13 protein-coding genes are annotated in these 14,072 nt (G+C 37.9%); 12 read left to right on the plus strand and 1 reads right to left on the minus strand.

Features of this window, described 5'->3' with window-relative positions; all coding sequences use genetic code 11:
- Nucleotide 1 precedes the first annotated feature (1 nt).
- From V7Z48_RS00420 to V7Z48_RS00430, 3 genes are read left to right on the plus strand one after another with little or no spacing between them, the layout of a single operon-like run.
- Entirely contained in the window at nt 2–721 is a 720-nt protein-coding gene (locus V7Z48_RS00420; RefSeq protein ID WP_334111403.1) for a hypothetical protein, read from the plus strand.
- A gap of 13 nt (nt 722–734) precedes the next feature.
- Nucleotides 735–1,805 carry a glycosyltransferase family 4 protein gene (locus V7Z48_RS00425; protein WP_334111404.1) on the plus strand — a complete coding sequence of 357 codons (1,071 nt, stop codon included), beginning with the start codon at nt 735–737 and terminating at the stop codon, nt 1,803–1,805.
- A 21-nt stretch (nt 1,806–1,826) separates the two neighbouring features.
- Nucleotides 1,827–2,867 (plus strand): N-acetylneuraminate synthase family protein, encoded by a 1,041-nt coding sequence (locus tag V7Z48_RS00430; protein WP_334111405.1) that lies wholly within the window; start codon nt 1,827–1,829, stop codon nt 2,865–2,867.
- A 257-nt stretch (nt 2,868–3,124) separates the two neighbouring features.
- On the opposite strand, the gene V7Z48_RS00435 is transcribed toward V7Z48_RS00430, so the two are convergent.
- A complete protein-coding gene (locus V7Z48_RS00435) occupies nt 3,125–3,445 on the minus strand; it encodes a GIY-YIG nuclease family protein (RefSeq protein WP_334111406.1) in 321 nt (106 codons plus the stop codon).
- Between the two features lie 362 nt (nt 3,446–3,807).
- On the opposite strand from V7Z48_RS00435, the gene neuC reads away from it, so the two are divergent.
- From neuC to V7Z48_RS00480, 9 genes are all read left to right on the plus strand, one after another.
- Nucleotides 3,808–4,968: a UDP-N-acetylglucosamine 2-epimerase gene (gene neuC, locus V7Z48_RS00440; protein ID WP_334111407.1), complete on the plus strand. Its 1,161-nt coding sequence runs from the start codon at nt 3,808–3,810 to the stop codon at nt 4,966–4,968.
- The gene (locus V7Z48_RS00445; RefSeq protein WP_334111408.1) at nt 4,968–5,663 is read left to right on the plus strand and encodes an acylneuraminate cytidylyltransferase family protein; all 696 of its coding nucleotides are present in this window, start codon (nt 4,968–4,970) and stop codon (nt 5,661–5,663) included. Before neuC ends, V7Z48_RS00445 begins: the two co-directional genes overlap by 1 nt.
- 398 nt (nt 5,664–6,061) lie before the next feature.
- A complete protein-coding gene (locus tag V7Z48_RS00450; RefSeq protein WP_334111409.1) occupies nt 6,062–7,045 on the plus strand; it encodes a hypothetical protein in 984 nt (327 codons plus the stop codon).
- Nucleotides 7,045–8,178: a glycosyltransferase family 4 protein gene (locus tag V7Z48_RS00455; RefSeq protein ID WP_334111410.1), complete on the plus strand. Its 1,134-nt coding sequence runs from the start codon at nt 7,045–7,047 to the stop codon at nt 8,176–8,178. The genes V7Z48_RS00450 and V7Z48_RS00455 overlap by 1 nt, the downstream gene beginning before the upstream one ends.
- Before the next feature lie 19 nt (nt 8,179–8,197).
- Nucleotides 8,198–8,749, plus strand: coding sequence for a serine O-acetyltransferase (locus tag V7Z48_RS00460; protein WP_334111411.1), 552 nt, complete (start codon nt 8,198–8,200; stop codon nt 8,747–8,749).
- On the plus strand, nt 8,746–9,882 hold the full coding sequence (locus V7Z48_RS00465; RefSeq protein ID WP_334111412.1) for a glycosyltransferase family 4 protein: 1,137 nt from the start codon (nt 8,746–8,748) through the stop codon (nt 9,880–9,882). The genes V7Z48_RS00460 and V7Z48_RS00465 overlap by 4 nt, the downstream gene beginning before the upstream one ends.
- Nucleotides 9,883–10,042: 160 nt before the next feature.
- The gene (locus V7Z48_RS00470; RefSeq protein ID WP_334111413.1) at nt 10,043–11,125 is read left to right on the plus strand and encodes a glycosyltransferase; all 1,083 of its coding nucleotides are present in this window, start codon (nt 10,043–10,045) and stop codon (nt 11,123–11,125) included.
- Entirely contained in the window at nt 11,118–12,479 is a 1,362-nt protein-coding gene (locus tag V7Z48_RS00475) for an O-antigen ligase family protein (protein WP_334111414.1), read from the plus strand. The genes V7Z48_RS00470 and V7Z48_RS00475 overlap by 8 nt, the downstream gene beginning before the upstream one ends.
- A 13-nt stretch (nt 12,480–12,492) precedes the next feature.
- A complete protein-coding gene (locus tag V7Z48_RS00480) occupies nt 12,493–13,446 on the plus strand; it encodes a glycosyltransferase family 4 protein (protein WP_334111415.1) in 954 nt (317 codons plus the stop codon).
- Nucleotides 13,447–14,072: the final 626 nt, after the last annotated feature.

The raw sequence follows: 14,072 nt of genomic DNA on the forward strand, positions 1-14,072 counted from the left end.
TATGTTTCTACAAAAAATCAAAGAGAATATTAGATTAAAATTTTATTTTGATAAGCTGTCAAGAAATAGCTACGATGGTTTCGCTTCCTTAATTATACATGATTTATTTCCAGCGGGTACAGTGCTGCCATTCACACCCTTTTCCTTAAACCCAAATACTATCTTGCACATTATAAACGATATAAATCTGAATAGTCGCAAGAAGGTGTTAGAATTTGGTTCAGGCTTATCAACTATTATAATGGCAAGATATATTAAAGCTAACAATATAACATGTAGTATTTATTCAATTGAAGACAATATTGATTGGGCTCAATTTATTCAGGAGCAATTAATCAAATTTGGCTGTGAAGAAGTAGTTAAAATCTTGGTGAGTCCATTAAAGTCGAATTATGATAACGTTTTATGGTATGATGAATCTTTGATAAATAGCTTTATAAGAGGTCATAGATTTGACGTAGTTGTTGTTGATGGTCCGAGTGCAAAACATGATGAAAAAATTCGCGAAAGTTCACTTTATCAAGTGATTGATAATTTAGATAATAATTTCTTTATTGTTTTGGATGATATTAAACGGAAAGGAGAATCTAAAATTTATGACAACTGGTCACATTTTTTAAAGAAACGTGATATTAGATTCAAGGCTTTGAAATCGCATGGAGATGTTTATGGATATTTTGTTGGTGGCACCAGCTTTAGTGCAAATCCATTAACACACTAATAAATGCCCTAAGATGTATAAAGTATTAATATCCAATACAGAACTACCCTCAAAAACTGTTGGTAGTTGGACCAACAGGCTTACAAAATTAATTAATCACCACCCAACATTTTTTAATTATATTTTATCTCCTTCAAACGCTTTAAATACGTGTGTAAAGTGTAAAAAACGAAGTTTTATTACTTGGTATCCAAGATTAAGACAGGTACAGTTACAGCATTGGGTAGCTAAAGAGTATATCAAGGCTCTTAAGCGAATCATCAAAAAAAACGAAACATGGGCATTGCTAGTCATGGATGATATGCATCTGCTAGAAGCCATAGTTTGGGCAAACAAGCAACATAATTGGCAAGCGAAGATAACTTTTTCCTTTCATGGTTTTGAATTAAATTTAAAACCTGAACTGTTGGCAGGCTTACATCAAATTCTATTTTTATCTAAATTAGCAGAGGCTCAATTTTTAGATACGCATCACAACTACCACCAAAACACCGCTGTCGTGGGAAATGCGGTTGATTCAAAAGTGTTTTATGCACTTGATACGCAAGAAAAAATTCAGCTCAAAAAAAGCCTTGGATATAATGAAAATGATGTAGTATTGCTATGGATGGCCAAAGACCGCCCCAAAAAGGGTTTTTATATTTTTAAGAATTTAGTTGAGCTGTTATGGCAAAAATATCCCCAATTAAAAGTAATAACCATAGGAACTGAGCAAACTCTAAATCATACAAATGCGAAAAAATTAGGGATATTGCCGAATTTACATTTAGCTCAGTATCTCAAAATTTCAAATATTTATACCTTTACAACACAGTATGATGAAGGGTTTGGTCTTTCAATGATTGAAGCTTATAAATGTGGTAATATGGTAGTGGCATCAAAACTAGGCGCCATTCCCGAAGTATTGAAAGACTTACCCAACACTTATCTTATTGATAAATCTTCAAAAATTGAAGATTGGTTTGAATGTTGCAACGATTTAATATCTGAACTCTACAATAATAGAGCTCCAAAAGTTGAAAATAAAATTGATATTTGGGAGTATGATACTTGGGAAGCTAAATTTATGAATGCTATTTATTAACGTTTTTAGAATTTTAAAAAAATGTATAAAAAATATTTAATCGCCGAAATTGCCCAAGCACATAATGGATCGTTCGACAAAGCCATGAGTTATATTAAAGCCTTATCAGATACTGGCGTAGATGCTATTAAATTTCAAATGCACATTGCCGACGCAGAGAGCAGTTTACAAGAACCTTTTAGAATCCCTATGCCGGGTTATGCCAGCCGTATGGACTATTGGCGCGCTATGGAATTTAACATAGCCCAATGGGGCGCGCTTAAAGAACAGTGCGAGGCCCATGGAATGGAATTTTTATGCTCACCGTTTAGCAATATCGCCGTGGATATTTTACAACAGTTGCAGGTGCAGTGTTATAAAGTAGGTTCGGGTGAGGTGAATAATGGGCTTTTACTAGAGCGTTTGTCACGAACTGGCAAACCCATCATACTATCTTCAGGTATGAGCAGCCTGGAAGAATTAGACCATGCAGTTCGTTTTTTACGAGACAAAGACAGCCCAGTATCTGTAATGCAATGCACCACGGCCTATCCAACCCAACCTGAGCAATACGGTCTTAATATGATTAGGGAGTTAAAAGCACGGTATGGAATACCAGTGGGATTTTCAGACCATTCCGCCCACCCTGAAACCTGCTTGGCAGCAGTAGCCTTGGGTGCTGAATTGCTAGAGTTTCATGTGATATTAGACGCACACGATACTTCGGGACCTGATGCATCTTCATCATTGACGGTGGCACAGGTTCGGGATTTGGTAAAGGGTGTCAGAAGGCTAGAGCGCGCGATGGCCAATCCGGTTGATAAAACTAGTGCCACTTCTTTTAAAGATTTAAAGCAGATATTTGAGAAGTCTTTGGCGGTTAATAAACATTTACCCAAAGGGCATGTGCTGGGTTTTGAGGATTTGGAGGCAAAGAAACCCAAAGGTTTTGGTATTGATGCGCGGGATTATAAACGGGTGGTAGGGCATAGGCTTAACAAAGAGTTACGACAGTGGGATTTTTTAACGAAGCATGATATAAGCGATGATGAGATTGCCGCGTCGCTGCGCTGCTCGCAATGACGTACCACCCACCCAAGCCGTCACCCTGAGCACAAGGACAGATCTGCTTTACTATACCACCTTCAACTTAAATGTAACCCTGAGCCTGACTATAGGAAGGCGAAAGGGTCTCCTCGTGATAATGCCGAACTCAACCGAGGAGATTGCCACGCTTGTTCCTCGCTCGCAATGACGTACTACCCATCCAAGCCGTCATGCTGAGACAGACGATAGGAGGTCGTAAGCATCCCCTCATGGCAATGACAACCTTTTGTTAATCAATGCTCTCCATCAAATTCCGGAAATTCCTCAACAATCAGCTCATACAAACCCTTCCATTCAGGATTAAAACCATTGATGAGTGCTATTTTCTTATCACTCTTCCATGACTTGATCTGCTTCTCACGTGCAATAGCATCTCCAATCATTTGAAACGCCTGATAATACAACAATTTATCCAGATTATATCGCGCTGTAAACGACTTCAGATCGTATTTCTCTTTGTGTTGTTGAATTCGTTTAACAATCACAGAAGTCACACCTGTATAAAGGGTAGTGTGATGTTTGTTGGTTAGTATATACACGAATCCGGGTTTCATTAGGTATGCTTTTGAATATAAATATAGTAATTATCAACAAACCAACACCTCAATGCCGTTACCCTAAGCAACACCCCACCCAAGCCGTCACCCTGAGCATGAGGAATGAGTGCGCCGTGCCCCCAACGGAGTTGGTGGGTGAGGGTCTCCTCGTTATGGTGCGGATAAGCATCGAGGAGATTCCTTCGTCGCTCCACTCATCGGAATGACTCCAGTTTTTAGTTGATGATGGCTTTCCTGCGCTCCCTCGCCTGTCCGCCGAAGGCGTGCAATGACGGCTTCTTCATATTAATTTCAAAATTCACTTTTACAAGCCTGATAAAAATTGTAATATTACGCACCAAAAGAAACGTTTAGACGTCATGTCTCAAAGAAATATTTGCGTAGTTATTACCGCACGCCCGTCTTACAGTCGCATTAAAACGGCTTTACAGGCCATTATAGCGCATCCTAAACTCAACTTACAACTGGTGGTGGCAGGTTCTGCTTTGTTGGAGCGTTACGGAAGTGCAGTGGATTATATTGAAGCTGATGGCTTTACCATAAATGCCAAAGTATTTATGGTGCTAGAAGGAGAAAACGCTACAGCCATGGCAAAAACCACTGGACTTGGTGTCATGGAACTGGCCAATACTTTCTACAATTTAAAACCTGATGCTGTGGTTACGATTGCCGACCGATTTGAAACTTTAGCAACCTCTATTGCAGCTTCCTATCAAAACATACCTCTGGTGCATATACAAGGTGGTGAGGTTACAGGTAACATTGATGAAAAAGTAAGGCATGCCAATAGTAAATTAGCAGATATTCATTTGGTGGCTTCGGAAGATGCCAGAGAACGATTAATTAAAATGGGTGAAGATGAAGCAATGGTTTTTAACACCGGTTGTCCGTCCATTGATTTGGCAGCTGCAGTTGTGAAATCATCAACTTTAGATTTTAACCCCATTACCAAATATGGCGGTGTAGGCAAGGCCATTGATTGGAACAAAGGCTATGTAGTAGTGATGCAACATCCTGTAACTACAGAGTATGCCGAAGCCAAAGCGCAAATAGTAGCCACCCTTAAAGCGGTGGATCAATTACAAATACCGGCCTTTTGGTTTTGGCCCAATGTAGATGCCGGTGCCGATGGTACTTCCAAAGGCATTAGAACCTACCGTGAATTGCAACAACCCCATCACATTCATTTTTTTAAAAACATGGTGCCTGAGGACTTTTTAAGTCTGTTGTACAACAGTAAGTGCTTAATTGGCAATAGTAGTGCAGGTATTAGGGAATGTGCTTATTTGGGTATTCCTGTGGTGAATATAGGCAGCAGACAACACCGCCGTAGTAGAGCCGCTAATGTTTTGGATGTTGCCCATAATGTTACTGCCATTACAGATGGGATTAATACCCAGTTACAACGAGGAAGCCGATTGAACTCAGATACCTTGTATGGTGATGGAACGGCAGGAAAAAAGATAGCGACTATTTTGGCTGAGGTGCCTTTGCGCTTTCATAAAACCATCAGTTACTAATGAGAATATTAGGTTTGATACCCATGAGGGCGGGAAGTAAAGGCATTCCTGGTAAGAATAAAAAATTGCTTTGCGGCAAACCATTAATGCAATACACCATTGAAGCAGCTTTGGCATCACAACTATTAACAGATGTGGTTGTTAGCACTGAAGATGCCGAATTAGCAACTTTAGCGACCAAACTAGGAGCTGAAGTACCTTTTATAAGACCAGCCCGATTAGCGGAAGATACGACGCCCAGTATAGATGTGGTGGCACACGCTTTAGAAGCGCTTGATGATTTATATAGAAACTACAATGCGGTTTGCTTGCTGCAAGTGACCACACCTTTCAGAACCGCCGTACATATAGATGCTGCTATTACTCAATTTAAAAATGGCACACACGAAGCTTTGGTGAGTGTGCAAGAAGTACCCCACGTCTACAATCCGCATTGGGTATTTGAAAAGGACAAAAGCGGTATTTTAAGGATTGCTACTGGTGAGGCTACTATTATTAGTCGACGTCAAGATTTGCCTAAAGCTTACATCAGAGACGGTGCTATATATATTACTAAAACACCAACCATTTTATATCGGAAAACACTTTTGGGATCTAATTTAGGTTGCATTGAGCTGTCTGATTATAACAATGTGAATCTTGATACAGAGCTGGATTGGGCGGTTGCAGAAAATCATATTCATAATTTCGATTGATGAAAAAGCACATAGTTGTTGTCATACCTGACGGTGTAAGCGCAAAAAACTACATTTTTAGCCCTTTAATCGAAGAGTTATTGAAATCTTTTACCTTAACAATTTATACATCACTTCCAAAACATTCATTTGAAGAACTTTTTTTGTCATGTGACACTGCTTCATTTAATATCGTCGAATTTCAACCTTTGAAAGAGTCTTTGATAACGCGCATCTTACGCGAATCAACTTCGTATGCAAGAATTAAATTTAATATTAAAATCTCTGGCAATAAATCAATTTATAAATTTTGGAAAAAACCTTCAAAAATAAACGCAAGATGTTTATTAATGTTTTTGGCACAATTCATTGGTACAGTTCTGTCATGCAATTACAAGATATTGTTATTATTTGAAAGGATGATAGCCTCAACTTGGAACATAAGTGCAATAGATAATTTTAAAAAGCAACTCCTTCAATTAAATCCTACGTCAGTTTTTATTTCACATCAGCGTATTCCAAATTTAATGCCTTTGAGTTTAGCTGCAAAAAAATTGAATATCCCTGTGTTTGTCGCCATATTTTCTTGGGATAATATCCCTAAAGCGAGACTCAATGTCAAATATGACAAAATTTTAGTTTGGTCGGATTATATGTCGCAACAGTTACAATTGTTTTATCCAGAAATATTAAAAAAAAATATTTTAATTACTGGAACACCGCAATTTGAACACTATTTTAATGGAAAATTAAAGATAGAACGTCATGATTTTGCTCAAAAATATAAGATAGATGTTAACAAAAAATGGATTCTTTTCAGTGGGGATGATGTTTTAACTTCCCCAAACGATCCTTTGTATTTAGAAGATTTGGCAGTTTTTGTGGCAAATAATTATAACGATGAAGTAGAAATTATTCTACGTAAAGCACCGTCAGATTCTACCAACAGGTTTGATAATGTTGTGAATACTTATTCAGAAATTGTTACCAAAATTGAGCCTGACTGGTGTTTTAATCAAGATTGGTCTCTTTCCTTACCTAACGCCTTTGATTTAACACTTCAATACAATTTAGCGTATCATTGTAAAGCAGTTGTAAATTTAGGTTCTACAATGGCGCTTGACTTTGCCACATTTGATAAACCTTCATTTTATGTGCATTACAATCATTCTACTTCAAATCACTTTGATACGAAGCAAATTTATAGTTATGAGCATTTTAAAAGTATGCATGGACTTAATGCTGTTGAATGGGTAACAAAACCAGAAGATTATAAAAGTTTATTTGAAAAATTACTTACAAAACCTAAAACCTTAGCAAAGGATAAACAAAAATGGTTGGAAAAAATTGCTATGCATCCATTAACTGAAAGTTCAAAACGAATTGCAAAAGCACTCGAATAATGCATATCTGTTATTTATCATCTGAATATCCATTGTGGCAAAATGGTGGTCTTGGTAGTTTTCTGCAAACTATTTCGAGGCAGCTAGTTTTGATGGGGCACCAAGTAACCATTGTAGGTATAGGTAAAACTGATAGTGAAGTTAAAATAGATGATAAAGGTGTTCAAATTTATAGACTAGCTCATCCTAAGTTTCGCTATTTTAAATTTTATCAAAACATAAAATCCATAAACACGAAGTTAAAAATAATTCATAAAAAACATCCAATAGATATTGTCGAATCACCTGAACAAGGTTTGTTTCTAATCAAGAAACTAAAGGAAATTAAATACGTGATAAGATTACATGGTGGACACCATTTTTTTGCTGAAGGTGAAAATCGAGGTGTAAACTTTTGGCAGGGCTTAAAAGAAAAAAGGTCGTTCAAAAAGGCCGATGCCTTTATAGCAGTTTCAAAATATGTTAAAATACAAACATCAAAGTATTTAAGTTTTAATAACAAACCGATTGAAATAATAAATTATCCCATAGATTTGGACTTGTTTAGACCTATGCCCGAGGTTCAATTAGAACCGTATAATATTACTTTCGTTGGAACAGTCTGCGAGAAAAAAGGTGTTAGACAACTTATTGAAGCCATGCCCGCGGTTTTAAAAAGCTTTCCGCAGGTTAAATTAAATATATATGGAAGGGATTGGTTTGATGTTCAGAATAGGTCTTACATTGAGATGCTTAGGTCTAAGTATGCCGAAATAATCGATCAATATGTTACTTTTCATGGTAGTGTACCATTTAAAGACATTCCCAAATGTTATGCTAAGGCACAGATTTGTGTATTTCCATCTCATGTTGAAACCCAAGGTTTAGTTGCACCAGAGGCTATGGCTATGGGTAAACTTGTTGTTTTTACAGAATTAGGTCCCGGCAAAGAAACAATTGAGCATATGGAAACGGGGTTGCTGTGCAATCCGTATGATTCTGAAAGCATTGCAATGCAAATAATTTGGGTATTAAAAAATAAAAAAGAGTCGCTGGTTATAGCTAAAAAGGGAATTAAATTTTCCAAGCAAAAATTTAATTTAGTTCATATTGTAAATAAAAATCTTGACTTTTACAGTTTATTGTTAACCTGATGGTCATCAAATAAAGCTTATGCTAATATATATTAAGTCAGATATAGCTCGATACAAGAAATACGTTAATAAATCGTCTTTGTTGTTAGTGTTAACGCAACAAGGTCTGTGGGCATTGATTATATATCGCGTAAATTCAGCGATATTTCAATCAAAAGCACCTAATTACTTAAAAAAATTACTTTTAGTGTTTGCAGTTATTTCACAAAAATTTGTGGAGGTTATATCTGGCATTTCAATTCCATATGCAGCAAGAATTGGATATGGGTGCTACATCGGCCATTTTGGTTCAATAATAATTAATGCGAATGCCGTGATTGGCAATAACTGTAATATTTCGCAAGGTGTTACCATTGGCGTAAGTGGAAGAGGAGATGAGCGCGGTGTACCCATCATTGGAAATAATGTTTATCTTGGTGCCAATGCTGTGGTTGCGGGAAAAATATCTGTTGGTGACGGTGCAGTTATTGGGGCTAATTCTTTTGTGAATAAAAATGTTGAGGCAAACACGACTGTTTTGGGTGTACCCGCAAAAAAAATAAGTGATAATAATTCTGAGGCTTATTTATGAATCAAAAAGTAAGTAAATTATTGGTTGTATCCTATGCACCTGTTTTTTTAGTTGACGATAAATTCAAAGCTTATCCGCCTTATGTAAATGAGATGGATTTATGGTTTAAAAATGTGAATGAGGTAAAAATTGCTTCACCATTTTGGTATCCTCAAAGGATATTCGTAAAACCTTTTCAGTCTAAAAATATTAGTCGTATTTACCTTCCATTTATTGCTTTCAATAATTTTGGTATAATTTTGAAATCGATATTCGTTTTACCACTAATTGCATTTCAACTATTTAAGGGTATGCTGTGGGCAGAGCATATTCACTTCAGATGCCCAGGTAACATGAGTTTATTTGGTTTACTTGTTCAAATCTTCTTCCCTTTTAAACCAAAATCCACCAAATACGCTGGAAATTGGGATCCCAGTAGTAACCAGCCTTGGAGTTACCGCTTACAACAGGCCATTTTACGCAACCGCTTTTTAACCAGGAATATGCAGGTGTTAGTTTATGGTGCATGGCCTAAAGAGCCCACACATATTTTACCCTTTATATCGGCTACCTTTTATGAGGCCGATCAAGTGCCCTTTCAAATTAGAAATTATCAAAACACTTTAAAAATGGTCTTTGCCGCCAGTCTGGTACCAGGCAAACGACCTCTGCTTACCATTCAAATCATAGAAGCTCTCAACCAAAAGGGTTATAAATCGTTTCTTGATTTGTTTGGCGACGGTCCTTTGATGGATGAGCTGCAGGAATATGTTAGTACCCGCGGTTTGCAAGACCAAATTATGTTTCACGGCAATCAGGACATTCGACTTATCATGGACTATTATAAACAGGCTCATTTTAACATCTTACCATCAAAAAGTGAGGGCTGGCCAAAAGCAGTGGCCGAGGGCATGTTTTTTGGCTGTGTACCCATCGCCACCCCCGTATCTTGCGTGGCTTGGATGTTAGGGGAAGGTAGTCGTGGTATTTTGATTGCGCCCGAGTTGGAGTCGGCTGTGAATTTGATTATTAAATATTTAGAGCAGGAGGATCTAACCGCTAAGGCGAAAGAAGCTCAAGCTTGGTCGGAGCAATATACCTTTGATAGATTAGAAGCAGATATAGAAAAAGTTCTAAAAGGAAATTTTAAATAGTTGTAAAAGTGACCCGTTGCTTTCTTGAGTTGGTGGTGTTAACCCAGAATAGATCCGTACACTACCAACTACTTAGAGGTCGTGGCTACGTCTGGAACAAGCAACCGATATGAGTTAATAGAGAACAGAATAAATCAAAAAATCCAATTACTTTTGCCTTATGCAGGTATTGCAATTAATAGATAGTTTGGAGGCTGGTGGGGCAGAGCGTATGGCCGTAAATCTTGCCAATGCTTTACATGAATCAGGTATTGGGGTAGTGCTGGTGGCGAGCAGGGTAGGTGGTATTTTAGAGTCACAAGTGGATAAAGCGGTACCTTACTATTGTTTGGATAAAAAAAGCACCTTGGATATTAAGGCGTTTATACGTTTGAAGACCATCATTAAAACCCATCAAATCACCATTATTCATGCCCATAGCTCTTCATTCTTTATGGCCTATATTGCGAAATTAAGTTATCCTAAATTGCACTTGATTTGGCATGACCATTATGGCGACAGTGAACATTTGGAGCAGAGGCCGCATAAGATTTTAAAATTTTGTTCAAGACGATTTAATGCTATTATTTCAGTGAATCGAAAATTAGCAGATTGGTCAAAAAATGTTTTAAAACATTCGCAAGTGGATATCTTAACTAATTTTGTAATGGCCAATAAAAACAGCCGACGAATTACTAAATTATATGGTATTACAGGTAAGCGTGTGGTGTGTTTGGCAAATTTACGTCCGCAAAAAGATCACTTCACCTTGATTAAAGCATTTAATGAAGTGGTGCAGGTGTATTCAGAATGGTCACTTCATTTGATAGGTAAGGATTTTAACGATGAATACAGTGCATGTGTTTATAAGTTGATCAACGAGCTAAAACTGGATGATCAAGTGTTTTGTTACGGTAGTTGTGAGGATACTAGTTATATTTTATCTCAGGCTTCTATTGGCGTTTTAAGTTCCAAATCGGAAGGCTTGCCCTTGGCTTTATTAGAATATGGTCTCCATCAGCTACCAGTGGTAACAACAAATGTGGGCGATATACCAACTGTTATAAATCATAAAGAAGAAGGTTTAATAGTGCCACCTAATAATGAAATGGCACTGCGTGAAGCTTTAATGCAAATTATTATCACACCCGAACAAGCGAAAACCTATGCTCTGGACTTCAGTCATAAGGTACGGACCCATTATAGTTCAACGGCTTTTGTAAATCAATTGAACAATCTTTATATGCAATTGAAAGATGCTTAAAACTTTTACCTATACACAATTAATTGTATCGCATTTATTGCTTGGTTTCTTGATGTATAATTTTGAGCCCCTACGTCGCGTCTATTTTTTTATTTTGGTAGGCTATTGGATACTAAGGATTGTTCTCGCTTTGCCTTCTAAAAAAACTTACACGGTACTTTTAGCCTGTTCTTATATGATAGGAGCTGAGGTCTTGCTACGTACCACAGGAGCAACCCTATTTTACGAGATTTCAAAATATACAGTGATATTGTTTATATTAATGGGCATGTTTTTCAATGGGGTTAAAGGTAGTGCCTGGCCTTACTTTTTGTATTTGATTTTATTAGTGCCTTCTGTTTTAGTTGCTAGTGGTAAACTAGGACTCGATTTGAACTTTAGATCTTCAGTTGCATTTGTTTTAAGCGGACCTGTATGTTTAGGTATTTCGGCCTTATATTTTCATGACAGAACTTTAAAGCATCAACAGCTACTAGATGCGCTTGCAAGCATGAGTATGCCTGTAGTATCATTAATGGTGTATTTATTTTTATACAACCCAAATATTAAAGATGTTTTGACAGGTACAGGTTCAAATAGAGCCTTATCAGGGGGTTTTGGCCCTAATCAAACCGCAACTATTTTGGGTCTCGGTATTTTTTGCTTTACTGTTCGCTTTTTTCTAAAGTCACCAAGTCTCTTTTTAAAATTGTTAAATGGGGGCTTACTGGCCTTGATAGCTTTCAGAGGCATAGTAACTTTCAGTCGTGGTGGTATTTTTACTGCCATTTTAATGGTGGGTGCTTTTCTAGTTTTTTTATATGGAAGAAGTTCTTATAAAGTGCAACAACGCTTAATTGGCACCTCAATACTGTTTGTTATGCTTGGTTTAGCAACATGGTTCAGTAGTGCCAATCAAACTGATGGTCTAATTGAGAGACGTTATGCCAATGAAGATGCAGCAGGCAGAGAAAAGGATGATATTTCAACGGGTAGAGTAGACCTATTTATTGGAGAATTAGATGGTTTTTTTAGTAATCCTTTTTTTGGAGTAGGTGCTAATGGGATGAAGCAAGAGAGGTTAGACGAATTCGGTAAAATAATTGCCTCACATAACGAAATAAGTAGGCTATTATCTGAACATGGTATATTTGGTTTAATTGTCTTATTGATTTTAATTTTTGCTCCACTTTCATATAGATCGCACCAAAAAAGTAGTATTTATTTTTATGCTTTCTTTTTTTTCTGGTTTGCAACTATTAACCATTCAGCAATGCGTTTGGCCGCACCCGGGTTTATTTACGCTTTAGCACTTATACGTATAAAATATGAAAAACCTCCTCTACGTAGGCAACTGCCTCAACCACCAGCATAGCAATCCGCCTGCCATGCTACAGTTGGGCGCCCAACTGGAAGCGGAAGGTTATCGGGTGCACTATACCTCGTCGCAACCCCGCCAAGTACTCCGGATGCTGGATATGCTGTGGACGGTTATTAAATGCCGCCGTCAAACGGATGTGGTGTTGCTGGATACTTATGGAACGCTTAATTTTTATTATGCCGTGTTAGTGGGTGTGCTTTGCCGTGTGTTGCGATTGCCGTATATCCCTATTTTGCACGGTGGTACTTTGCCCGAGCGCTTGGAGAAGAGTCCTCGTAAAAGTGCCCTTGTATTTAAACATGCCAAATTACTGGTATCGCCATCGCTGTACTTAATGGAAGCTTTTAAACAATATGGTTATCACAACCTACGCTTTATTCCCAACACCATAGCAATTGACAACTATCCCATGGTACCCAAAAGATATGAGTCGATAAGGTTGCTTTGGGTACGCTCCTTTTCTAAGATTTACAACCCCTGTATGGCGGTGTATCTGCTTAAACAGCTGCAAAACCAAGGGCATAAGGCAACGCTTACGATGGTAGGTCCAGATTCCGATGGGAGTTTAAAAACAGTGAAAGCCTTAGCTGCTAAACTTAAAGTGAAAATTAACTTTACGGGTAAGCTCTGCAAACCTGAGTGGATTGCCCTGGCTAAAGAGCATAACATTTTTATCAATACCACCAATTTTGATAATATGCCCGTGAGTGTGATTGAAGCCATGGCATTAGGCTTACCAGTGGTAAGTACCAAGGTAGGCGGTATGCCGTATTTGATTGAGGATGGCGTAGATGGGGTTTTGGTACCATTGAATGATGTATCTGCTATGGCAGAGGCGATACTGCGCTTGCAGTCTAATGCTGACTTGGCAAATGCTATAGCCGTTAGAGCAAGAGTGAAGGCTGAAGGGTTTGATTGGAGTGTTGTTAGGAAACAGTGGCTGGAGTTTTTGAGTTTTTGAGTCTATGAGTTAGTGAGTTTGTTTGCCGCATCGCTTTGTTTTAGGTTAGTGAGTCTATGAGTTTGTTAGTGGTGAGAGGTGAGAAAACTGTTCATCCCTTATATAGGTTGACCGTTTAAAGTCATTTTATATGAAAGCTAACCTTTAAAGAGAATAAAGGACTCAGCAGGGTGAGGTTCCTTCCTCCTTCGGCGGACAGGCGCTTCGCTTCGGAAATCGAAGATTCGGCAGAGCCAATAAAAAAAGAAAGAAAACAAAGTCTTTTTAAAGTACTAACAGTTCCCTTCCCTTTGGGAAGAGCCTGCCCGCCGAAGGAGGGGTTAGGGATGGGATAAAAGGTTGTTTTCGGATTGCTTCTCGATACAATTTTACTCTTCAAGATGCGTAAAATCACTCGAAGTGACGAAGAATTTACAGTTTAATCTAACAACCGTCAGTTCGAGTGAAATTTAGAGTGCAGTGAAACGGAACTGTAAATTTTGTATCGAGAACCGTTTCTAAGCCTGCTTCTCGATACAATTTTACTCCGCATGCTTCGTAAAATCACTCGAAGTGACGGAAATAAGCGCAATTGAGTTTTGCATTTGGCATTTTGCATTTGGCATTTGGCATTTGGCATTTGGCAT

It is taken from the genome of Paucihalobacter sp. (assembly GCF_036825875.1).
GTDB lineage: Bacteria > Bacteroidota > Bacteroidia > Flavobacteriales > Flavobacteriaceae > Paucihalobacter.